Origin of the sequence: Azospirillum brasilense (genome assembly GCF_003349955.1) — a bacterium.
GTDB lineage: Bacteria > Pseudomonadota > Alphaproteobacteria > Azospirillales > Azospirillaceae > Azospirillum > Azospirillum brasilense_B.
The window spans coordinates 15,822-36,529 of sequence record NZ_QLKQ01000005.1; the positions used below are offsets into that span (position 1 = coordinate 15,822).

Sequence of the window (20,708 nt, forward strand, 5' to 3'; positions counted from 1 at the left end):
CTTGATGCCACCGCAGTCCGGCCGGCTCAAGCGCGCCTTCAACGGGTGGGACGCCCCACATGTCTTATATTGTATCATCAAACTTGTTATGCAATGTATTAGCCGTCGCGGCACGCCGCCCCCCTGCCCGAGGTCCCGTCCCATGAGCGATCCCGTCCCCACCGGCCACATCGCCCCCGCCGGCCTTTACGAGCGGAACAAGGCCCGTCCCTTCCTCGGCGCCACCGCCTGCTCCGACCGGCGGCTGGTCGCCGGCGAATGGACCGAGGTGACGCTGATCTACGAGGTCGGCGGGTCGGGTCTCGCCGACGGGGCGGGGATCAAGCTGGCGATGAAGTTCTATTCGGACTGGGCGCTGTTCCAGACCAGCGACCCCACGGCGGCCAACTTCGTCTCCGCCGAGTACGAGGCCGGGCCGCTGGTGCCGGGGCAGAGCCCGGCCACCGTGCAGGCGCTGAAGGTGCGCTTCGACCAGAAGGGGCATGAGCGGCCCTACCAGAAGGCCATCGTCATCGACGTGATCGACGGTTACCTGAATCCCGGCGACCGCATCGTGATCCGGTTAGGCGACCGGCGCCAGGGCGGGCCGGGCACGCGGGTGCAGACCTTCGTCGAGCAGGGCTTCCGCTTCCGCGTCTTCATCGACCCGCTGGGCAGCCAAAAATACGCGGAGGTGCCGGGCGACTGCGTGATCGACATCGTGCCGGGCGCGCCCGCCGCCCTGCGGCTGGTCGCGCCGCGTCTGACCGCCCCCGGCCCGGCGTCGCTGCTGCTGCGCGCCGACGACGCCTGGGGCAACTGCTGCCTCGACGCCACGCTGGACGCCACCTTGACCGTTACCGGGCCGGCCGGCACTGGACTGCATGGCGAAAGCGCGCGGACGGTCGCGCTGGCTCCCGACCCGCAGGCGAACGGCTGGCTGGTCCGGCGCGAGGCGCTCGACCTCGGCGCCGGGGAATGGCGGATCGCCGCGACGGCGCCGGGCCTCGCCCCCGCCGAAGCCTTCATCACCGCCGAGAACGGGGCGCCGCGCGCCGTCTACGCCGACCTGCACGTCCATTCCAACGACACGGTCGGCACCAACGACACCGCCTACAACCTGTCCTACGGGCGCGACGTCGCCGGGCTGGACGTTCTGGGCTACACCGCCAACGACTTCAACGTGACGGAGCGCGCCTGGACCGAGGCGGTCGGCCTGATCGACCGCTGCAACGAGCCGGACCGCTTCGTCTGCTACCCCGGCACGGAATGGTGCGGCAACTCCGCGGCGGGCGGCGACCACAACGTGATCTTCCTGCGCGACGGCCAGCCGCGCTTCCCGGCGGACGGGCGGGGGCAGCCGGTGCGCTCCTTCGAATGGAACGAGTCGACCCGCGGCGCGCTGCGCCCCGGCGCCTGGCCGCTCGACGACCTCTACGCCGCCTATCGGGACGACCCGGAGGGCCATCTGCTGATCCCCCATGTGGGTGGGCGGCGCTGCAACCTCGATTGGCACCACCCGGAGCTGGAGCGGCTGATCGAGATCGGCTCCGCCTGGGGCCAGTTCCACTGGGTCTATGCCGAGGCGCTGGCCCGCGGCTACCGGCTCGGCGCGTCGGCGAGCAGCGACGAGCATCAGGGGCGCTGCGGCGGCGGGGCGCCGGCAACCGCGGTGTTCGGGGCGCGCGGCGGGCTGACCGGCGTCTTCGCCGACCGGCTGGACCGCGCGTCGGTGGGCCGGGCGCTGCGGGCGCGGCGGACCTTCGCGACGACCGGCGAGCGCAGCTTCGCCAGCCTGCGGCTCGGCGACCGCTGGATGGGCGAGGTGGTTTCGGGCGCCGACGGCGAGGCGCTGGACTACCGCCTGCTCGGCGACCGCGGGTGGGAGAGCCTGCGCCTGTTCGACGGCGACCGGCTGGTCTGGGAGCGCGACCTGCACCGCGAGCTGGGCCTGTCCGAGACGAAGATCCGCCTGCGGCTGGGCGGCGCCCGCATCAAGGACCGCTACCGCGGCGCCTATTGGGATGGCGGAATCACCGTCACCGGCGCCGCCGTGCAGCGCGTCGAGCCCTTCGGCTTCGACCATCCGGAACAGGGCTGCTGGCGCCGCGACGCGACCACCGTCGCCATCCGCACCGTCACCCACGGCGACAGCGACGGGGTGGAACTGGCGCTGTCGCGTCTGGCCGGGGCGCGCATCCAGGTGCGGCTCGCCATCGGCACCTACGTGAAGGTCGGCAACCCGCTGACTCCGCCGCCCAACCCGCACGCCCCGGAGGCGGTTCTGGACATCGACGGTGACGCACTGCTGGCGGACGCGGACGCCGGGCGGGTCACCCGCGTGCTGCCGGGCACCGAGCTGGAGGTGACGGTGGAGCGCGTCACCGAGGCGCCGCTGCCCCGCGACCTCGCCGGGCGCATCCCGCTTGCCGACCTCGGCCTCGCCCCGGGCAGCGAGCATCCGCTGTTCCTGACCGCGCGCCAGCGCGACCAGTCGCGGGTCTGGACCTCGGCCCTGTTCCTGACACCGTGAGCCCTCCGCCCCGTGGCCCGGCTGGTGCGCCGGGGCGCGGCACGGCCGTCGTCCCCGGAACGGCGATCAGCCTGGCCGGCTCACCGCCCTCTCCAACGCCGCGGCCAGCGCCGCGTCGTCGTAGGGCTTCGGCAGGTGGACACCGCCGTTGGGCGCCCGGTCCGCCCCCGAGGCGAAGACGACCGGCAGGCCCGGGTGGCGTTCGCGCAGAGCGGCGGCCAGCCGCTCTCCCGACATTCCCGGCAGGCTGATGTCCGTCAGCAGGAGGTCGACCGCTTCCGTCCCGGCGATCGCCATGGCCTCCTCGGCGTTGCCGGCCTCGAAGACGGTGTGGCCAAGGCCGGTCAGCATCTCCACCGTGACGAGGCGGATCAACGCGTCGTCCTCCACCAGAAGCACGCGCAGACCCTGACGGCCGGACGGCGGTGCCGGCGTGGGATCGGCGGGCGGCTTCGGTGCCCCAGCGGGATTTGCGGCCCCCCCTTGCTCCCTCTGCTGCTGGTTGCGCAGGACATGGCGGACTTTGCGGGCCAGCGCCTCGCGGGTGTAGGGCTTGCTCAGCAGCTCGACGCCAAGGTCGAGCCGCCCGCCATGCACGATCGCGTTCTCGGTGTAGCCCGAGGTGAACAGGACGGCGATCCCCGGCAGCCGTTCCTTCGCGCGGCGCGCCAGCTCGGGGCTGCGCAGGGGGCCCGGCATGACGACGTCGGTGAACAGCAGGTCGATGGGCACCCCGCTTTCCACGATGGCCAGCGCGCTCTGCGCGTCCCGCGCCTTGAGCACGCGGTAGCCGAGATCGGCCATCATCTCGACCACGGTGGCCCGCACGTCGTCGTCGTCCTCGACCACCAGCACGGTTTCCGACCCGCCCGCCTCCGGCCCGGTGTCGATCACCGTCACGACGTCCTCCGCCCGATGCGCGCGCGGCAGATAGACGCGGACCGTGGTTCCCTGACCGGGTTCGCTGTAGATCTTGACGTGCCCGCCCGACTGCTTGACGAAGCCGTAGACCATGCTGAGGCCGAGGCCGGTGCCCTGCCCTTCCGGCTTGGTCGTGAAGAACGGCTCGAAGACGTGATCCAGCACATCCGCCGGGATGCCGCAGCCGGTGTCGGTCACCGCCAGCATGACATACTGTCCGGGTTCCACCTCGGCGTGCCGGGCGGCGTAGGGATCGTCGAGGAAGGCGTTGCCGGCCTCGATGGTCAGCCGGCCGTGGCCGTTCATGGCGTCGCGGGCGTTGATCGCCAGATTGAGCAGCGCGTTCTCGACCTGGCTTTCGTCGGCGAAGGTGGTCCACAGGCCACCGGTGATCATGGTCTCGATCTCGACACCCTCGCCGAGCACGCGGCGCAGCATCTCGTCGAGCCCGCGGACGAGGCGGCCCAGATTGACCACGCGGGGGGCCAGGGGCTGGCGCCGGCCGAAGGCGAGGAGTTGGGCGACCAGCTTCGATCCCCGGCTGACGCCGCTCAGCGCGTTCTGCAACCGCTGTTCGGCGCGGTCGTTCCCGGCGACGTCCTTCACCAGAAGCTGGAGGTTTCCGGAAATCACCTGGAGAAGGTTGTTGAAATCGTGCGCCACACCGCCGGTCAGCTTGCCGACCGCGTCCATCTTCTGGGCCTGGCGAAGCTGCGCCTCGGCCCGCTCCCGCTCGGCGATTGCCGAGGCGATGCGCTGCTCCAGCAGCTCGTTGAGGCGCCGTTGCGCGTCCTCGACCTCCTTGCGCTCGGTGATGTCGATCACCGAACCGATGTAGCCGCGGAATCCGCCCTCCGCGTCGAAGCGCGGGGCGGCGGCGTCGATCGCCCAGCGGTAAACCCCGTCGGTCCGCCGCAGCCGATACTCCACCCGGAACGCCTCCCGCTTCGCGTTGGCGGCCAGGAACATGTCCTCGGCGGCCTGACGGTCGTCGGGATGGGTCGCGTCCAGCCAGCCGAAGCCCAACCCCGTCTCGGGGGTCTGGCCGGTGAACTCGTACCAGGACTTGTTGAGATAGGTGCAGGAGCCGTCGAGTTCGGTGACCCAGACCATCACCGGGGCGTGGTCGGCGAGGTTCCGGAAGCGCGCCTCGCTCTCGCGCAGCGCGTTGTCCGCCTCGCGGCGCAGGCGCACCATGGCCAGGGCGGTGTCCACACGGGCGATCAGTTCGCGCGCGGAGAAGGGCTTGACCAGATAATCGTCGGCGCCGGCCGACAGCCCCTCGACGCTCGCCTCCTCGCCGGCGCGGGCCGACAGCAGGATGACCGGCAGGTCGCGCAGGTCGGCATCCTCGCGGATCGCGCGCAGCAGCCCGAAGCCGTCCAGCACCGGCATCATGATGTCGGTCAGGACGAGATCCGGACGGGTCATGCGGATGGCCGCCAGGGCGGACTGACCGTCGGGAACCGCCTCGACGGTGTAGCAGCCGTTCAGCAGGCGGCTCACATAGTCGCGCATGTCGGCGTTGTCGTCGGCCAGCAGCAGGCGCGGGCACGCGCCCGTCTCCCGCGCCGCCACCATCTCGGCGGCGGCGATGAAAGGAGCCTCCTCCTCCCCGTCGGCGCCCCCCGTCCCGGGCAGCCAGCGCAGCGCCTCCTCGACGAAGGTCTGCGTGCGCGCGCCGCCCGGCGCGCCGGTCGGCTCCGCCAGGACGCGCTCCTGCGGCAGGTGGGCGGTGCCGAACGGAAGGACGATGATGAAGGCCGATCCGCGCCCCATCTCGCTCTCGACCCGGATCGTCCCGCCGTGCAGCTTGACGAGTTCCTGGACGAGGGCAAGGCCGATGCCGGTGCCCTCGTGGCTGCGCCCACGCGCACCCTCGACCCGGTGGAAGCGCTCGAACAGGCGCGGCAGTTCGGATTCGAGGATGCCGGTCCCGGAATCGCGCACCACCAGTTCGGCCCCCCCGCCGACCGGCCTCAGGGACACCGCGATCCCGCCGTCGAAGGTGAACTTGAAGGCGTTCGACAGCAGGTTGAGGACGACCGTCTCCCACATGTTGCGGTCGACATGGATCGGCGCGGGCAGCGGCGGGCAATCGACGGTGAGGCTCAGCCCGGCCCGCTCGCAGGCCGAGCGGAAGCCGCTCGCCAGTTCGGCCGTGTAGGAGGCGAGGTCGGTCGGCTCGTAGCGCGCCTGGGTCCGCCCGGCCTCGATGCGCGAGAAGTCCAGGAGCGCGTTGACGAGCTTGAGCAGGCGCTGGCCGTTGCGATGGACCACCACCAGATCCTCGCGGTGGGCCGGCATCCGCTCCGGCTCGGCCTGCAACACCTCCTCCAGCGGCCCCAGCATGAGGGTCAGCGGCGTGCGGAACTCGTGGCTGATGTTGGAGAAGAACACCGTCTTGGCGCGGTCGATCTCGGCCAGCATCTCGGCCCGTTTGCGCTCGGCCTCGTAGGTCTGGACGTTGGTGATGGCCGCGGCGATCTGCCCGGCCACCAGACCGAGGAAACGCCGGTAATCGTCGTCGAACAGGCGGAACGGGTTCAGCCCGACGACGAGCAGGCCGGCCCGGCCCGTCTCGCCGCTGGCCGGGATCGGAATGGCGGCGGCCTGGGCCGGCGGGCGGCGCCAGACGCCGGGCGGCAGGTCGGCGTCGAACTTGACCGCCAGATCGCCGACCAGCACCGGGTCGTGGAGCGTGGGGGTGAACGGCCAGGCCGAGGTGCCGTCCACCGCCAGCGTCTCTGGAGCCGCGGGGTGGCCGCGCTCGATGCCGCAGGACCCGGCAAGGGCCGCGCTGGCGCCGTCGGGCTCGGCCACGTAGAGCAGCGCGAAGGGCAGGTCCCGCGGGTTGGTGGCGAGCGCCCGGGCGCTGCGCTCGCACACCTCCGGCAAGGTGCGGGCGTCGGCGGTGCCGGCGGCGAGATCGCGCAGCAGGGTGAGCTGGCGTTCGCCGATGATCCGCTGCGTGTCGTCGGTGTTGGCGCAGATGATGCCGCCGGGGCTGCCGTCGTCGTCGGGGACCGGGCTGTAGGAGAAGGTGTAGTAGGTCTCCTCCGGATAGCCGTTGCGCTCCATGAGAAGGAGCTGCCCCTCGACGTAGGTCCCCTCGTCCCCCGTCATGGCGGTCGCCAGCATCGGGCCGATGTCGCCCCAGATCTCCCGCCAGACGACCGAGGTCGGTCGCCCGAGCGCCCAGGGATGCTTGCCGCCGATGATCGACTTGTAGGCGTCGTTGTAGAAGTAGATCAGGTCCCGCCCCCAGCCGACCCAGATCGGCTGGCGGGAGGTCAGCATGATCCGCACCGCGGTCTTCAGGCTACGCGGCCAGTCCTCGGGCGGGCCGAGCGCCGTCGACGCCCAATCGAACGCGCGCATCTGGGCGCCCATCTCGCCGCCGCTGGCGAGGAAATCGGGAGCGGTGGAGACGTCGGTCTCGTTGGACATACGCAGGCGTCCCGTCCTTTGTTCCAAACCCCCTCTACAACAGGGGCGCGGCCATTGCCGCACAGCGGGACGCCACTTTAAGCTGATCGGAGGGGCGGCGGCGAGAAACGATTTGTTAGCCCAATAGCCATAGACCGAGACTTTAAACCCGAAAGCGGTGGCCAGGAGCACCCCTTTCACGCGAAGCGCTTCGCTCCGGCGACGCACAGCACGATCAGCCCGGTCACGGCGATCATGCTCCAGGCCACCGGCTCGTTCAGCAGAAGGCCCGCCAGCGACAGCCCGAGGAAGGGTTGGAGCAGTTGCAATTGCCCGACCCCCGCAATGCCGCCGAGCGCGAGCCCCCGGTACCAGAAGACGAAGCCGATCAGCATGCTGAAGACGGAGACGTAGGCGAGGCCGATCCAGGCCGGGGTTTCGATGCCCGCCCAGACATCCGGCATGGTCGCGAGCGCCAGCCCGGCCATCACCGGCATCGTCAGCACCAGCGCCCAGGAAATCACCTGCCAGCCGCCGAGACGGCGCGACAGCACCGCGCCCTCGGCGTAGCCCAGCCCGCAGAGCAGGATGGCCGCCACCATCAGGCCGGCCCCGGTGAGCGACGCGCCGCCGCCCTGCGCCAGGGCGAAGCCGACCACGGCGAGGCTGCCCAGGCCCGAGAACAGCCAGAAGACCGGCTTCGGCCGCTCCCGGCCGCGCAGCACGCCGAACAGGGCGGTGGACAGCGGCAGAAGACCGATGAAGACCATGGAGTGCGCGGAGGTGATGTGGCGGAGCGCCAGCGCGGTGAGCAGCGGGAAGCCGACGACCACGCCGAGCGCCACGACCGCGAGCGGCGCGAGGTCGCGGCGCCGCGGGCGGGCCTGCCGCAGCAGGGCTAGCAGGGCACCCGCCAGCGCAGCGGCGATCAGCGCCCGCGCCGAGGTCAGGAACAGGGGCGAGAAGCCGCCGACCGCGACGCGCGTCGCCGGCAGCGACCCGCTGAAGATGAGCACGCCCAGCAACCCGCTGCCCCAGCCCGCCGTCACCCACCGCATTCCCTGATCCTTTCCGGTTCCGTGCCCATTGCGGGACGAGCCTAGCGCGGCGGGCGCTGGCGGAGACAGCCACGGACCCATACAATCGCACCGAACTGTATTGGTACCGGGTGCGGTACACTTGCCGAAGGTGGCGTGATGACGACCCGAACGGGCACGCGGACGGTCGAGGTGATGGAGGCGATCCGCCAGAGGATGGCGGACCGCCGGCTGTCGCCGGGGGACCGGCTGCCCTCGATCCGCCGCTTCGCCGCGACCATGGGCGTGTCGCCCTCGACCGTGGTGGAGGCCTACGACCGTCTCGCCGCGGACGGGGTGATCCGCTCGCGGCCCGGCTCCGGTTTCTACGTGTCCGGCGCCGTGCCGCCGCTGGCCCTGGCCGAAGCCGAACCGCGCCGCGACCGGGCCATCGATCCTTTCTGGGTGTCGCGCCAGTCGCTCGACGCCGAGGCGGACATGCTGAAGCCCGGCTGCGGCTGGCTGCCGGCGGACTGGATGCCCAACACCGCCCTGCGCCGCGCCCTGCGCCGTCTCGCCCACGCCGACGACGCCGTTCTGGCGGACTATGGCGGCACACGCGGCTCGCTTGCCCTGCGCCGGCTGCTGGCCCGGCAGTTCGCGGAGGAGGGGCTGGCCGTGGGGGCCGACCAGATCCTGCTGACCGGGTCGGGAACCCAGGCGATCGACCTGATCTGCCGCTTCCTGCTGCGCCCCGGCGACGCGGTGCTGGTCGACGACCCCTGCTATTTCAACTTCCAGGCTCTGCTGCGCGCCCATCGGGTCCGCATCGTCGGCGTCCCCTACACGCCGAGCGGTCCGGACACCGCGCTCTTCGCCGCGGTGCTGGCCGAGCATCGGCCCCGCCTCTACATCACCAATTCGGCGCTGCACAACCCGACCGGCGCCACGATGTCGCCGCAGACGGCGCACCGGCTGCTCAAGGCCGCCGCCGCCCACGACGTCACCATCGTCGAGGACGACATCTTCGCCGGCTTCGAGCCGGATCCCTCGCCGCGCCTCGCCGTTCTGGACGGGCTGACCGAGGTCATCCGGATCGGCAGCTTCTCGAAAACGCTTTCCGCCTCGGTCCGCTGCGGCTACCTCGCGGCGCGGCCGGATTGGGTGGAGGCGCTGGTCGATCTCCAGGTCGCGACGAATTTCGGTGGCCCCAGCCCGGTCGCCGCCGAACTCGTCCTCGCGACCCTCGGCGACGGCGGCCACCGCAAGCATCTCGACGGCCTCCGCCGCCGCCTGACCCGGCTGCGGCGCGAGATGGCCGACCGGCTGGCGACCATCGGCCTGCACCCCTGGCTGATGCCGCGCGGCGGCTTCTATCTGTGGTGCAGCCTGCCGGACGGCCGGGATGCGGCGGCCGTCGCACGGGCGGCGCTGGACGAAAAAATGGTCCTCGCCCCCGGCAACGTCTTCAGCGTCGGCCAGTCGGCCGCCGGCTTCCTGCGCTTCAACGTCGCCCAGATGGGCGACCCGCGCGTCTTCGCGGTTCTGAGGCGCGCCGTGGCGGCGGCCGAACCGTAGTCTCCGGATCAGCGGGGAGAGTCGCCGCCGGACGCCTTGCGCGGCCACAGCCCGGAGATCAGCATCAGCCCGACACCGCCGGTGATGCCGATGTCGGCGACGTTGAAGGTCGGCCAATGCCAGCCGAAGGCGTGGAGGTCGATGAAGTCGGTGACGGCGCCCTGGCGGAGACGGTCGACGACGTTGCCCACCGCGCCACCCGCAATGGCCCCGAAGCTCGCCGCCTCGGCGCGGCTGTCCGAACGGGCCGCCCAGACCACGAGGATCGCGACGACGAGCAGCGCCGCTCCGGAGAGCAGCCAGGGACCGTAGACGCTGTCGTTCTCCAGCAGGCCGAAGCTGACGCCGGTGTTGAAGCCGAGCACGAAATTGAGAAACGGCGCGACCTCGATCAGCCGCGGCGGGTCCAGAAGATGCTTCAGCGCGACCCATTTGGTGAGCTGGTCGAGGATCAGGACTGCGGCGCCGACGGTGCCCGCCAGTTTCAGACCAGTGGACCTCGAACCAGCGGACAGGGCCGTCCATGACAAGGCCATGTTGATCTCCTTCAAAGTGCCGGCGCCGGGCTCGCGCCCTTGCGGCGGAGCAGGCGCAGCGCGTTGAGCGTGACGAGGATGGTGGCCCCGGTGTCCGCCAGGATGGCCAGCCACAGGTCGGTGATACCGAACAGCGTCGTCACCAGGAAGACCGCCTTCAGGCCGAGGGCGAAGGCGACGTTCTGGTGGATGTTGGCGAGCGTCGCCCGCGACAGGGTGACGAGGTCGGCCACCCCCTCGACGCGGTTGCCCAGCAGGGCGGCGTCGGCGGTCTCCAGCGCGACGTCGGTGCCGCCGCCCATGGCGATGCCGACGTCGGCTGCGGCCAGGGCTGGGCCGTCGTTGATGCCGTCGCCGATCATCGCGACCGTCCCCTGCCCTTTCAGGCCGGCGATCGCACGCAGCTTGTCCTCCGGCAGCAGCTCGGCCTCGACCTCCAGCCCGAGCGTCCGGGCAACCGCCTGACCGGTGCGGCGGTTGTCGCCGGTCAGCATGACGCTGCGCACGCCGAGACCGCGCAGCGCGGCGATCCCCCGGGCGGCGTCGGGCCGCGGCTCGTCGCGCAGCGCCAGCAGCCCGACGGGCCGTCCGTCCGCCAGGACCACGGCGACCGTCTTGCCCTCCGCCTCGAAGGCGGCGACGGTGTCGGCGGGCAAGGACCCGGCGGCGCCCCGCTCGACGGCGTGGCGGGGGGAGCCGACCTCGATCAGGCGCCCGCCGACCATGGCCTGCACCGCGCGTCCCGGAACGGCCTTGCGGTCGCGGGCCGGGCGCAGCGGCACGCCGTCCGCCGCCGCGCGCTCCAGAATGGCGCGGGCCAGCGGGTGGGCCGAGCCATTCTCGACGGTGGCGGCAAGGCCGAGCAGCGTGCGCTCGTTTCCGTCGAGCGGGACGAGGTCGGTGACCCGCGGCTGCCCCAGGGTCAGCGTGCCAGTCTTGTCGAAGGCGATGGTCCGCACCTTGCCGATCGCCTCCAGCGCGGCGCCGCCCTTGATGAGCAGGCCCCGCCGGGCGCCCGCCGCGATCCCGGAGGCGATGGCCGCCGGGGTGGACAGCACCAGCGCGCAGGGGCAGCCGATCAGCAGAAGCGCCAGACCGCGGTAGATCCAGGTGTGCCAGTCCCCGCCGAAGGCCAGCGGCGGCACCAGGACGGTGAGGACCGACACGGCGATGACGGCGGGGGTGTAGCGGGCGCTGAACCGCTCGATCCAGCGGGCGGTGGGCGATTTGGCGGCCTGCGCCTCCTCGACGAGCTGGACGATGCGGGCGATGGTGTTGTCCGACGCCTTGCGGGTGACGCGGACGCGCAGCACCCCGGTGGCGTTGATGCCGCCGGCGAAGACCGGGGAGCCCACGGCCTTGGCGACCGGCACGGACTCGCCGGTCACCGGGGATTCGTCGATGTCGGACTCGCCCTCCTCGACCACGCCGTCGGCGGACACCCGGTCGCCGGGCCGGACGAGCACGAGCTGCCCGACCTCCAATTGTTCAACCGGCACCGCGCGGGCGTTCTCCCCCTCGATGAGCAGGGCGGTCCGCGGGACCAGCGCCGACAGCGCCCGGATGCCCGAGCGGGCGGTCCCGGCGGCCACACCCTCCAGCAGTTCGCCGATGGCGAAGAGCAGGACGACCACTGCGGCCTCCTCGGCCTCCCCGATGAGCAGAGCGCCCAGCGTCGCCACCGACATCAGCATTTCGATGCTGAAGGGCGACCCGGAGCGGGCGAGCCGGACGGCGCGGCGTCCGAAGACGGCCAGCCCGAACAGGGCGGCGGGGATCAGGGCGACCTCCGACACGGCCGGCGCCAGCCAGGACAGCAGGGAACCGCCCCCGACCAGCGGGGCGATCAGGATGGTGATGCGGCCCCGGCCGGTCTGCCACCAGCGGGGCTCCGTCGCGGCGACGCCGTCGGCCACCGCTCCACCGCCGTCGGCGATGTGGATGGTGTCGGCGGGCTCCACCCCGAAGCCGAGCCCGCGGATGGTCGCCTCGACCGTCGCGCGCGGCGTTACCGCCTCGTCCAGCGTCAGCCTCAGGATTTGCGAATGATGGTTGAGCCCGACGCCGGACGCCCCCGGCAGGCGACGCAGCGCCGTCTCGATCTTGCCGACGCAGCTCGGGCAATCCATGCCCGCCACCTTGTAGCGCAGGGCCTGCCCGGTGCCCGGCGCGGCGGCCTCGATTGTCCTGTCCTGCATGATCCACTCCGACCGGCGGTGCGGCGGGCCGCGCCATTGGAGGGTGCGCGGCTGCCTGTCGTGCGCTACCATGGACCTTGGAGTTACTACAGGGTCAAGAGGGTTTGTGATGGCGAAACAGGAGCTGTCCATCGGCGCGCTCGGCAAGCTGACCGGCACCAAGGTGGAGACCATCCGCTTCTACGAGAAGATCGGCATCCTGCCGGCGCCCGCCCGCACGGCGGGCAACTACCGCAGCTACGGCCACGACCATGTGCGGCGGCTGACCTTCGTCCGGCGGGTGCGCGACCTCGGCTTCCCGCTGGAGACGGTCCGGGCGATGCTCGATCTCGCCGACCAGCCGGACCGCCCCTGCGGCGAGGTCGACGCGCTGGTCGTCGAACAGCTGGGCGAGGTGGAGCGGAAGATCGCCGACCTGGAACGCCTGCGCGACGAGCTGGACCGGCTGGCCCACCAGTGCCGGCGCGGCGGCCGGGTGGCCGATTGCCGCATCATCGAGGCGCTGTCGCCCCATCACGAGGACGGCCGCTGCTGCCCGTGACCCGGCCAGACCTCCGGCAAACACGCTTTCACCAACAGGAACCGAGCCATGGCCGCCGTCACCCGCGCGGATCTGGAAACCCATCAGGTCCCCATCTATGCCGCGGCGGTCGCCGCCGGCCTGCTGAGCGCCGCCGTCCTGCCGGGCGAACTCTGGGGAGCGGCCATCAACCCGGCCCTCGCCGCGCTGATCTACGTGACCTTTCTCCAGGTCCCGCTGGGCGATCTGAAGCGAAGCATGACCAACACCCGCTTCCTGTCGGCCCTGCTGCTGGTCAATTTCGCGGTGGTGCCCGGCGTCGTCTTCGCGCTGGTGTCGGTGCTGCCGGCGGAGCAGGCGGCGGTGCGTCTCGGCGTGCTGCTGGTGCTGCTGGCGCCCTGCATCGACTATGTCGTCGTCTTCACCCATCTCGGGCGCGGCGACGCGCGGCTGGTGCTGGCGGCGACGCCGGTGCTGCTGCTCGTCCAGATGCTGCTTCTGCCCGTCTATCTCGGCCTGTTCGCCGGGGCGGACGCGGCGGCGCTGATCCAGCCGGGCCCCTTCATCGACGCCTTCGTCTGGTTGATCGCCGCGCCGCTGGCGCTGGCCGGGGCGACGCAGGCCTGGGCGGCGCGCGGCGGCGCCGGAAAGGCCGCCGCGGACGCCCTGGCGTGGCTGCCGGTGCCGCTGATGGCGCTGGTGCTGTTCCTCGTCATCGCCGCGGTCGCCGCCGACGTGGCCGCCCAGGCGCGGGCGGTGGCGCTGGCCGTGCCGCTCTACATCGCCTTCGCGATCGTGATGCCCTACGCCGGACGGGCGGTGGCGCGCCTGTTCCGGCTGGAGACGGCGGCGGCGCGGGCCGTCGTGTTCAGCGGCGGCACACGCAACTCCCTGGTCGTCCTGCCGCTGGCCTTCGCCGTCCCGGACGGCGGGGCGCTGGTGCCCGCGGTGGTGGTGACGCAGACGCTGGTGGAGCTGGTGGCGATGCTCACCTACGTCCGCTGGGTGCCGCGCCTCGTGCCGGCGCGCTGAGCCGGAAAAGGCGCCTCACACCAGCGAGGCGCCGCCGCACACCACGATGCGCTGGCCGGTGATGCTGGCCGCCGCGTCGGACAGCAGGAAGGCGGTCAGCGCCGCCACCTCCTCCGGCTTCACGAAGCGGCCGATGGGGGGACGCTTCGGCTGCACGCCGGCGCGGTTGGGATCGGCCAGCATCGGCGTGTCGGTGGCGCCGGGGGCGACGACGTTCACCGTGACGCCGCGCGGCGCCTGCTCGATCGCCCAGGAGCGGGCCAGCCCCGACAGCGCCGCCTTGCTGGCGGCGTACTGGCCGCGCCCGGCCGAGCCGTCCGAGGTGCGGCTGCCGATCAGCACGACGCGCCCGCCCTCCGCCATGGCGGGGACGGCGTGCTCGACGAGCTGGGTCGCCGCCTCGACATGCAGGCGCCACATCGCCCGCGCGTCGGCCGTGGCGCCGTCCGTCTCGCCCAGCCGGCCGACGCGCAGGATGCCGGCGGCGTGGACCACCGCCCGCACCGGCGGCAGGCCGGCCAGGGCGTCGGCCAGCGCCCCGGCGTCCATCAGATCGACGGCGACGAAGCGCAGAGCCGGATGCGTGATGGCGGGGGCCGTGCGGCTCAGCCCCACCACCTCCCAGCCGTCGTCCAGCAGACGGGCCGCGATGGCGGCGCCGATGCCGGAGCTGACCCCGGTCACCAGCGCCCGGCCCGGCGACACGGGCCGCTCCACCTCCGGCTTCTCAGCCATTGTAGCTCATCGCCTGGGCCTTCACCGCCTCGGCGTCGAAGGCGTTGATGTCGGCGATCAGGTCGTTGGTGTAGAAGCGCGACAGGTCCTTCGCCTCCATGCCGTTCAGCGCCATCTCGGTGGTGAACTCGTCCGGGTTGATCTGGCCCATTTTGAAGCCCGGATAAGGCGGCTGGTAGAGCTTGATGCGGCGGCTGACCGCGACCAGCACCGCCTTGACCGCCTCCTCCTCGCTGCTGCCGCGCGGCGCGGTCTCCGGATAGAGCTTGAGGAAGGCCTTGGCCCCCGCCGTCGGGTTGGCGAGCAGGAAGGTCGAGGCCTTGGCCGCCGACCGGCCGAAGCCGACCATCAGCGCGCGGTCGGTCTTCAGCCGCTCGCGCAGCGCCATCAGGAACTGGCCACCGATCATCGGCAGGCCCTGCGGGCGGGTCAGAATCTCGAAGGGGATGCCCGCCCCCTCGATCAGGCCGAATCCGGTGTCGTAGTAGGCGAGCGCGTCGACCGCCCCGCGCTGCAGCGCCACGCCGGCCGGCACGCCGCCGCCCACCGCCGTCCACTTCACGTCGCGGTCGGGGTCGATGCCCAGATTCTTCAGAACGTTGCGGGTCACCGGATATTCGGTGCCGCCGAAGTCGGATACGCCGATGTTCTTGCCCTTGAGGTCCGCATAGGTCTTCAGCGCCGAGCCCGGCTTCACCGCCACGTCCCATTTGTAGGGGTAGGTGTACTGGTAGAAGCTGATGGCCTCGCCCCATTCGCCCTTGGCGAGGATCGGCAGCGCGTAGGACGGCACGGCGATGCCGACCTCCACGTCGCCGCGGTCCACCGCGACCTGGACGTTGGCGTTGCCGCCCACCGCCATGCCCTTGACGGTGAAGCCCTCGGCGGCGTTGTAGCCCAGCGCCTCGCCGATCAACAGGTTGATGACGCTGGCGTTCAGCGACTTCAGCCCGACGCCCAGCCGCACGGTGCGCGGGGCGGACTGCGCGAAGAGCGAGCGCGGGCCGAGCGCCATGGCGGCCGCGAAGACGCCGGCGGCCTGCAGGCACTGGCGGCGGGTGACGCTGAAGTTGGTCATGATGGTGTCCTCCCCCTTGATCATGTTGTTTGAAGTCAAGCTGTTCGGGCCGCGGCTCACTTGCGGCCGCGGTTGCCCCAATGGACGACGCGCTGCTCCAGCCCGCGCACGATGCCGTGCAGCAGGATGCCGAAGGCGCCCAGGATCACCAGCGCGGCGAAGACGCCGGCCACGTCGGTCACCGCCTGGGCCTGGGTGATGACGACGCCCATGCCCTGCTGCGCGCCCAGGAACTCCGCCACGATGGTGCCGAGCAGGGCGTAGACCACCGCCATGTCCAGGCCGGCGAAGATGTAGGGGGCGGCGTTCGGCAGCTTGACGATGCGGTAGGTCTCGAAGCGCGAGGCGGAGAGCGAGCGCATCAGGTCGATCTTCTCCGGATCGACGGAGCGCAGGCCGGTGAAGCTGTTGATCAGGATCGGGAAGAAGGACAGCAGCCCGGCGATGGCGATCTTCGATCCGTCGCCGAAGCCGAACCAGATCACCACCAGCGGCGCGATGGCCACCTTGGGCAGGCTCTGCAGGGCGAAGGCGTAGGGCATCAGCAGCTTTTCGATGGTGCGGCTCTCCGCCATCAGCGAGCCGAGCAGCAACCCGAGCCCGCCGCCGGCCGCCAGACCGATGGCGGCGTTCTTCAGCGTGCCCCACAGCGGCAGATAATAGCCGAGCGGGTCGGAGGGCGACACCGCCAGACCGGACCACAGCGCCTTCCACACCGCGGCCGGCGACGGCAGGATGTAGGACGGCACGTCGAGGAAGCGGACGGCGAGCGCCCAGCCGGCGAACAGCGCCACCAGCCCAAGGCCGGCGATCAGCGTTCCGTTGACCGGGCGCGGGGCGCGCGGCGGGGATTCGGAGGCGGGGGCGCTCTCGATGGTGGGATCGGCGACCGCCAGCGTGATGTCGGGCTTGCTCATCATTCCTCTCCCTGTCCGGTCAGAAGCGCGCGGATCTCCTTGGCCAGCGCCGGGTAATCCGGGTGGCTGATGATGGTGTCGTTGCTGCGCGGGCGCGGGATGTCCACGGTCAGCTCCCGCAGCACGCGGCCGGGGCGCGCGGACATCACGATCACCCGGTCGGCGAGGAAGATCGCCTCGGAGATCGAGTGGGTGATCAGCATCACCGTCTTGCCGGTGCTCTGCCAGATGCGCTGAAGCTCCAGGTTCATCCGCTCGCGGGTCAGGGCGTCCAGCGCGCCGAACGGCTCGTCCATCAGCAGGATTCGCGGGTTGCGCACCAGGGCGCGGCAGATGCCGGCGCGCTGCTGCATGCCGCCCGACAGCTCGTAGGGGTAACGGCCGCCGAAGTCCTTCAGGCCGGCGACCTCCAGCAGGCGGTCCACGTCGTCCGCCCCGTCGGGCCGGCCGCCGCCGACGCGCAGCGGCAGCGCCACATTCTCGCGCACCGTCAGCCAGGGCAGCAGGTTGGCCTGCTGGAACACCACGCCGACGTCGCGCGACGGGCCGGAGACGGTCTTGGTGCCGAGCATCACCTGCCCGCTGTCGTAGTCGTCCAGCCCGGCCAGAATCCGCAGCAGCGTGCTCTTGCCGCAGCCCGACGGGCCGACGACGCAGACGAACTCGCCGTCGGCGATGTCGAGGTTGATGTTCGACAGCGCCTGGACCCGGCCGGCGGCGTAGGTCTTCTTCAGGTTGCGGATCTGGATCAGCGTCGGTGCGACCGGCCGCAGGCCGGTGACGGGCGCCATCTGTGTCGCTCTCATGGGCATGCTTCCTTCCCCTTTATCGCCCGCTGCCGGATTCGACCCAGCCGGCATCGACCCAGCCCGGCGGCAGTTCGGTGTATTTGATCGCCTGCCGGAAATAGGTGAAGGCGATGCGCAGCCGGCCGTCCGGCGTCTGGAGAATGGCCGGGTAGGAGAACTCCCGGTTCAGCTTCTCCTTCGAATTGTTGGTCATGCAGTAGCCGTCGCCGACCTCCAGGTCGCGGCGCAGCGGCCAGGTCACCCCGCCATCGGAGGACAGCGCCAGGGACAGCGGCGCCCGCGGCGCCCCCCAGAAGGCCGTCCGCCCCTCCGCCGGCGGTTCGGCCGCAGGCTCGGCGGCCGGTTGAGCGGCGGGGCTCGCCGCCTCGCCAGCCTCTTCGATGTCGTCGTACAGGCCCAGCCGGCGGCCGGTCGCGTCGGCGGCGCTGGCGTGGTTGTAGACGATGGCCAACCGCCCGTCGGACAGGGCCGTCACCTGGATGGAGGAGTTGTTGTTGGGCAGCTCCGTCGGCTCCGGCGTGGTCCAGCTCCGACCACCATCGGTGGACAGGCTGCGGTAGACGTGGTCCGCCCAGCGGCTGCGGTAGAAGGCGGCCAGCCGCCCGTCGGCCAGCGGAACGATGTTCATGTGGACACAGCCGATGCTGCCGGGAACCGCATGCTCGGTCCAGGTCCGGCCGCCGTCGCTGGAGAGGCGCACGGCGCTGGTGTCGTGGTCGCCCACCCAGGCGCGGCCCGGCGTGCCATGGCACAGGAAGGTCGGCAACAGCCAGTCACCGTTGTCCAGCACCACCACCGGCTGGCGGATGAAGACGCCGGTGTGGCCCTCGGCCTCGAACAGGGTGCGCACCGGCCCCCAGCTCCGCCCCTGGTCGGCCGACACGCGGCAGCGCACGATGGCGGTGTCCTGGTGTCCGGAGACCTGGGCGGTGTACATCAGCCACAGCGTGCCGTCGGGCGCCGGAAACAGAACCGGGTTCTGCTCCGACCGGGCGGGGTCGTCGGACAGCTTGACCGGCGCCTCCCAGCGGTCGCCGCCGGCCGGCAGCCGGGCGACGTGGATGGAGACGTCGGGGATGCCCTCCTGCGTGCCGCCGAACCAGGCGCACAGCAGATCGCCGTTGGGCAGCAGCGCCAGATTGGCGGCGTGGTTCTGCACGCAGGGCGACGGCAGGTAGGCGTCGACGCGGCGGGGATCGCCGGCCGCAGGGACCAGCGGGCCGCGGCGCTCCGGAGCCGGCGGCGGAGCGGCCTGTTGGGACAGGGTCGATGCGGTGATCATGGTCGTCACTCCTGCGAACCGTCGGCGGCCTCGGCGTAGCGGGCGGCCAGGGTGGCGATGGCGCGGTCGGTCTCGCCGTCGATCAGCACCGGGCCGCGGCTGTGGCCGACCTCCGGAATCGCGTGGCACAGCGCCCGCTTGACCATGGAGGGCGGGAAGCCCAGCGCGTAGAGGTCCTTGCGGAGCTGGCCGAAATGGGCCTGGGCGGCCTCGGCGGCCTCGTTCTCGCCCGCCATGAAGGCGGTCCAGATGCGGTTGAGCGTCAGCGGCGCGACGTTGCCGAGGCCGGAGACGCAGCCGGCGGCGCCGTTGCGCAGCCCGTGCAAGATCAGCGAGTCCGGGCCGACCATCACGTCGAAATCGTCCCGCTCGCGGGCCACGGCCAGGAAACCGTCCAGGCTGTCCTGCGAGCCGGCGCTGTCCTTGATGCCGACGATGTTGGGGTGGTCGGCCAGGGTGCGGGCGGCTTCCGGGGTCAGCGTGTTCCCGGTGCGCGCCGGGATGTTGTAGAGGTAGAGCGGCACGGTCAGCGCGTCGGCCACCCGGCGGTAGTAGCCGATCAGCTCCTCCTGCGAGCAGGCGATGAAGGACGGCGTGATCGCCGACACCGCCTTGACGCCCAGCCGGGCAATCTCGCGGCCCAGCGCGATGGTCTGGTGGGTGGAGATCTCGCCGATGTGGGCCAGCACCGGCACGCGGCCGTCGGCGGCCTCCACGCACAGCTCGGCGGCGCGGCGCTTCTCGTCGACGGAGAGCGCGTAGAACTCGCCGTTGGTGCCCGCGCAGAAGACGCCGTTGCCGGCGGCCGCCTGCCGCGCCACCTGCCGGCGCAGCGCCGCCTCGTTCATCCGCTCCTCCGCGTCGAAGGGGGTGACGACGGCGACGAAGGGTCCTGTGATCTTGCTCATCGCATCTACCTTGGGCGTTTCCTGGGGCGTTTTCTTAAGGGGATCCGGCTTCGGTCCGGTCCGTCGTCAGTAGGCGGCGCGGTACATCGCAAGAATGTCCTCGCGTTCGACCGGACGCGGGTTGTTGTCCAGCAGGCGGCGGATGGCGTGCGCCTCCTCGGCCATGCGCGGCAGATCGTCCTCCGGCACGCCGAGGTCGGAGAGCGACATGGTGCAGCCCAGCGCCACGCACCAGCTGTGGGCCGCCTGGAGGACCGCCGCCGGCTCGCTGACCGGCTTCAGCCCCAGCGCCGCCAGCACCCCAGCCGTCTTCTCCGGCACAGCCGGGGCGTTGAAGGCCAGGACGTGGGGGAAGACCAGGGCGTTGGCCGCCCCGTGCGGTACATGGTGACGGGTGCCCAGCGGGTAGGCGACGGCGTGGCCCGCCGCCGTGTTGACCGGCCCCAGGCAGAAGCCGCCGTAGAGCGAGGCCAGGGCCAGACCGGCCCGCGCCTCGCGGTCGGACCCGTCGGCGACGGCGCGCGGCAGCCAGCGCCCGATCAGCCGGATGCCCGCCAGCGCGTAAAGGTCGATGGCCGGATGGGCCTTGCGGTTGGTGTAGGCCTCGACGCAATGGGCCAGCGCGTCCACCCCGGTGGCGGCGGTCACCGCCCGCGGCACGGTCATCGTCAGGTCGGGATCGACCACCGCCAGATCGGCCAGCATGCGCAGGCTCTGCACGGCGATCTTGCTGGCGGTGGCCGGGTCGGTGACCAGGGCCCGGGTGCCCGCCTCGCTGCCGGTGCCGGCGGTGGTCGGCACCTGGGCCAGGGCGGCGCGCTTGGCGCGGACCCGTTCAACTCCGGCCACCTCGGCGAGGGTCTGGCCGCTGCCCGGCAGAACCGCCGCCAGCTTGGCCAGATCCATGGCGCTGCCGCCGCCGAAGCCGACGACGAGCTGCGGTTCCGCCGCCTCGGCCACGGCCAGCAGATCGTCGAGGTCGGCGGTGTCCGGTTCCGGCCGCACGCGGTCGAAGACCGTCACCGCGCCCGGCAGGTCGAGCAGCCCGACGCGGGCGGCGTTGAAGGCGTCGGCCACCACCAGCGTGCGGGCGATGCCGTTCTCCCGCGCCCAGGCGCCGACCGAGGCGACCAGACCGCCGCCGAACAGGACGCGCGGGGGCCGGACCAGTTCGATGGGTGCGAACGTATCCGGCGGAGTGGCGTGGATGGATTCCGTCATGGCGGGTGCTCCTTCC

Annotated in this window: 15 protein-coding genes; 4 read left to right on the forward strand and 11 right to left on the reverse strand. The window is 71.8% G+C overall.

Annotated features, from left to right (window positions below; genetic code table 11):
* Positions 1-142 precede the first annotated feature (142 nt).
* Positions 143-2,512 carry a hypothetical protein gene (locus DXK32_RS32905; protein ID WP_114857251.1) on the forward strand — a complete coding sequence of 790 codons (2,370 nt, stop codon included), beginning with the start codon at positions 143-145 and terminating at the stop codon, positions 2,510-2,512.
* Positions 2,513-2,578: 66 nt separating this feature from the next.
* Here the strand turns inward: DXK32_RS32905 and DXK32_RS03440 are convergent, their stop codons facing one another.
* Both DXK32_RS03440 and DXK32_RS03445 read right to left on the reverse strand, forming a co-directional pair.
* Positions 2,579-6,883 (reverse strand): response regulator, encoded by a 4,305-nt coding sequence (locus DXK32_RS03440; RefSeq protein WP_205215635.1) that lies wholly within the window; start codon positions 6,881-6,883, stop codon positions 2,579-2,581.
* A 176-nt stretch (positions 6,884-7,059) separates the two neighbouring features.
* On the reverse strand, positions 7,060-7,920 hold the full coding sequence (locus tag DXK32_RS03445; protein ID WP_114857252.1) for a DMT family transporter: 861 nt from the start codon (positions 7,918-7,920) through the stop codon (positions 7,060-7,062).
* 138 nt (positions 7,921-8,058) lie between these two features.
* Between DXK32_RS03445 and DXK32_RS03450 the strand changes: the two genes are divergently transcribed.
* Positions 8,059-9,456: a PLP-dependent aminotransferase family protein gene (locus DXK32_RS03450; protein ID WP_114857253.1), complete on the forward strand. Its 1,398-nt coding sequence runs from the start codon at positions 8,059-8,061 to the stop codon at positions 9,454-9,456.
* Positions 9,457-9,464: 8 nt separating this feature from the next.
* Here the strand turns inward: DXK32_RS03450 and lspA are convergent, their stop codons facing one another.
* Together lspA and DXK32_RS03460 are read right to left on the reverse strand one after the other, a co-directional pair.
* On the reverse strand, positions 9,465-9,992 hold the full coding sequence (gene lspA / locus DXK32_RS03455; RefSeq protein ID WP_114857343.1) for a signal peptidase II: 528 nt from the start codon (positions 9,990-9,992) through the stop codon (positions 9,465-9,467).
* Positions 9,993-10,003: 11 nt separating this feature from the next.
* Positions 10,004-12,190: a heavy metal translocating P-type ATPase gene (locus DXK32_RS03460; protein ID WP_114857254.1), complete on the reverse strand. Its 2,187-nt coding sequence runs from the start codon at positions 12,188-12,190 to the stop codon at positions 10,004-10,006.
* Between the two features lie 109 nt (positions 12,191-12,299).
* On the opposite strand from DXK32_RS03460, the gene DXK32_RS03465 reads away from it, so the two are divergent.
* A complete protein-coding gene (locus tag DXK32_RS03465) occupies positions 12,300-12,731 on the forward strand; it encodes a MerR family transcriptional regulator (RefSeq protein WP_114857255.1) in 432 nt (143 codons plus the stop codon).
* A 48-nt stretch (positions 12,732-12,779) separates the two neighbouring features.
* Positions 12,780-13,742 (forward strand): bile acid:sodium symporter, encoded by a 963-nt coding sequence (locus DXK32_RS03470; RefSeq protein ID WP_114857256.1) that lies wholly within the window; start codon positions 12,780-12,782, stop codon positions 13,740-13,742.
* A 15-nt stretch (positions 13,743-13,757) separates the two neighbouring features.
* On the opposite strand, the gene DXK32_RS03475 is transcribed toward DXK32_RS03470, so the two are convergent.
* The 7 genes from DXK32_RS03475 to DXK32_RS03505 form a co-directional block, all read right to left on the reverse strand.
* The gene (locus tag DXK32_RS03475) at positions 13,758-14,477 is read right to left on the reverse strand and encodes an SDR family NAD(P)-dependent oxidoreductase (protein ID WP_114857257.1); all 720 of its coding nucleotides are present in this window, start codon (positions 14,475-14,477) and stop codon (positions 13,758-13,760) included.
* Positions 14,470-15,555 carry an ABC transporter substrate-binding protein gene (locus DXK32_RS03480; RefSeq protein WP_114857344.1) on the reverse strand — a complete coding sequence of 362 codons (1,086 nt, stop codon included), beginning with the start codon at positions 15,553-15,555 and terminating at the stop codon, positions 14,470-14,472. Before DXK32_RS03480 ends, DXK32_RS03475 begins: the two co-directional genes overlap by 8 nt.
* A gap of 56 nt (positions 15,556-15,611) precedes the next feature.
* The gene (locus DXK32_RS03485; protein WP_247876954.1) at positions 15,612-16,472 is read right to left on the reverse strand and encodes an ABC transporter permease; all 861 of its coding nucleotides are present in this window, start codon (positions 16,470-16,472) and stop codon (positions 15,612-15,614) included.
* Entirely contained in the window at positions 16,472-17,278 is an 807-nt protein-coding gene (locus tag DXK32_RS03490) for an ABC transporter ATP-binding protein (RefSeq protein WP_244947836.1), read from the reverse strand. Before DXK32_RS03490 ends, DXK32_RS03485 begins: the two co-directional genes overlap by 1 nt.
* Positions 17,279-17,297: 19 nt before the next feature.
* Positions 17,298-18,563, reverse strand: a complete 1,266-nt coding sequence (locus tag DXK32_RS03495) for a sialidase family protein (RefSeq protein ID WP_114857260.1) — start codon at positions 18,561-18,563, stop codon at positions 17,298-17,300.
* Positions 18,564-18,568: 5 nt separating this feature from the next.
* The gene (locus DXK32_RS03500; RefSeq protein WP_114857261.1) at positions 18,569-19,471 is read right to left on the reverse strand and encodes a dihydrodipicolinate synthase family protein; all 903 of its coding nucleotides are present in this window, start codon (positions 19,469-19,471) and stop codon (positions 18,569-18,571) included.
* Between the two features lie 66 nt (positions 19,472-19,537).
* Positions 19,538-20,692: an iron-containing alcohol dehydrogenase gene (locus DXK32_RS03505; RefSeq protein ID WP_114857262.1), complete on the reverse strand. Its 1,155-nt coding sequence runs from the start codon at positions 20,690-20,692 to the stop codon at positions 19,538-19,540.
* Positions 20,693-20,708: the final 16 nt, after the last annotated feature.

Coding starts and splice junctions, on each gene's coding strand:
- DXK32_RS32905 (WP_114857251.1), top strand. CDS start 143: ATGAGCGATCCCGTCCCCACCGGCCACATCGCCCCCGCCGGCCTTTAC.
- DXK32_RS03440 (WP_205215635.1), bottom strand. CDS start 6,883: ATGTCCAACGAGACCGACGTCTCCACCGCTCCCGATTTCCTCGCCAGC.
- DXK32_RS03445 (WP_114857252.1), bottom strand. CDS start 7,920: ATGCGGTGGGTGACGGCGGGCTGGGGCAGCGGGTTGCTGGGCGTGCTC.
- DXK32_RS03450 (WP_114857253.1), top strand. CDS start 8,059: ATGACGACCCGAACGGGCACGCGGACGGTCGAGGTGATGGAGGCGATC.
- lspA (WP_114857343.1), bottom strand. CDS start 9,992: ATGGCCTTGTCATGGACGGCCCTGTCCGCTGGTTCGAGGTCCACTGGT.
- DXK32_RS03460 (WP_114857254.1), bottom strand. CDS start 12,190: ATGCAGGACAGGACAATCGAGGCCGCCGCGCCGGGCACCGGGCAGGCC.
- DXK32_RS03465 (WP_114857255.1), top strand. CDS start 12,300: ATGGCGAAACAGGAGCTGTCCATCGGCGCGCTCGGCAAGCTGACCGGC.
- DXK32_RS03470 (WP_114857256.1), top strand. CDS start 12,780: ATGGCCGCCGTCACCCGCGCGGATCTGGAAACCCATCAGGTCCCCATC.
- DXK32_RS03475 (WP_114857257.1), bottom strand. CDS start 14,477: ATGGCTGAGAAGCCGGAGGTGGAGCGGCCCGTGTCGCCGGGCCGGGCG.
- DXK32_RS03480 (WP_114857344.1), bottom strand. CDS start 15,555: ATGACCAACTTCAGCGTCACCCGCCGCCAGTGCCTGCAGGCCGCCGGC.
- DXK32_RS03485 (WP_247876954.1), bottom strand. CDS start 16,472: ATGAGCAAGCCCGACATCACGCTGGCGGTCGCCGATCCCACCATCGAG.
- DXK32_RS03490 (WP_244947836.1), bottom strand. CDS start 17,278: ATGAGAGCGACACAGATGGCGCCCGTCACCGGCCTGCGGCCGGTCGCA.
- DXK32_RS03495 (WP_114857260.1), bottom strand. CDS start 18,563: ATGATCACCGCATCGACCCTGTCCCAACAGGCCGCTCCGCCGCCGGCT.
- DXK32_RS03500 (WP_114857261.1), bottom strand. CDS start 19,471: ATGAGCAAGATCACAGGACCCTTCGTCGCCGTCGTCACCCCCTTCGAC.
- DXK32_RS03505 (WP_114857262.1), bottom strand. CDS start 20,692: ATGACGGAATCCATCCACGCCACTCCGCCGGATACGTTCGCACCCATC.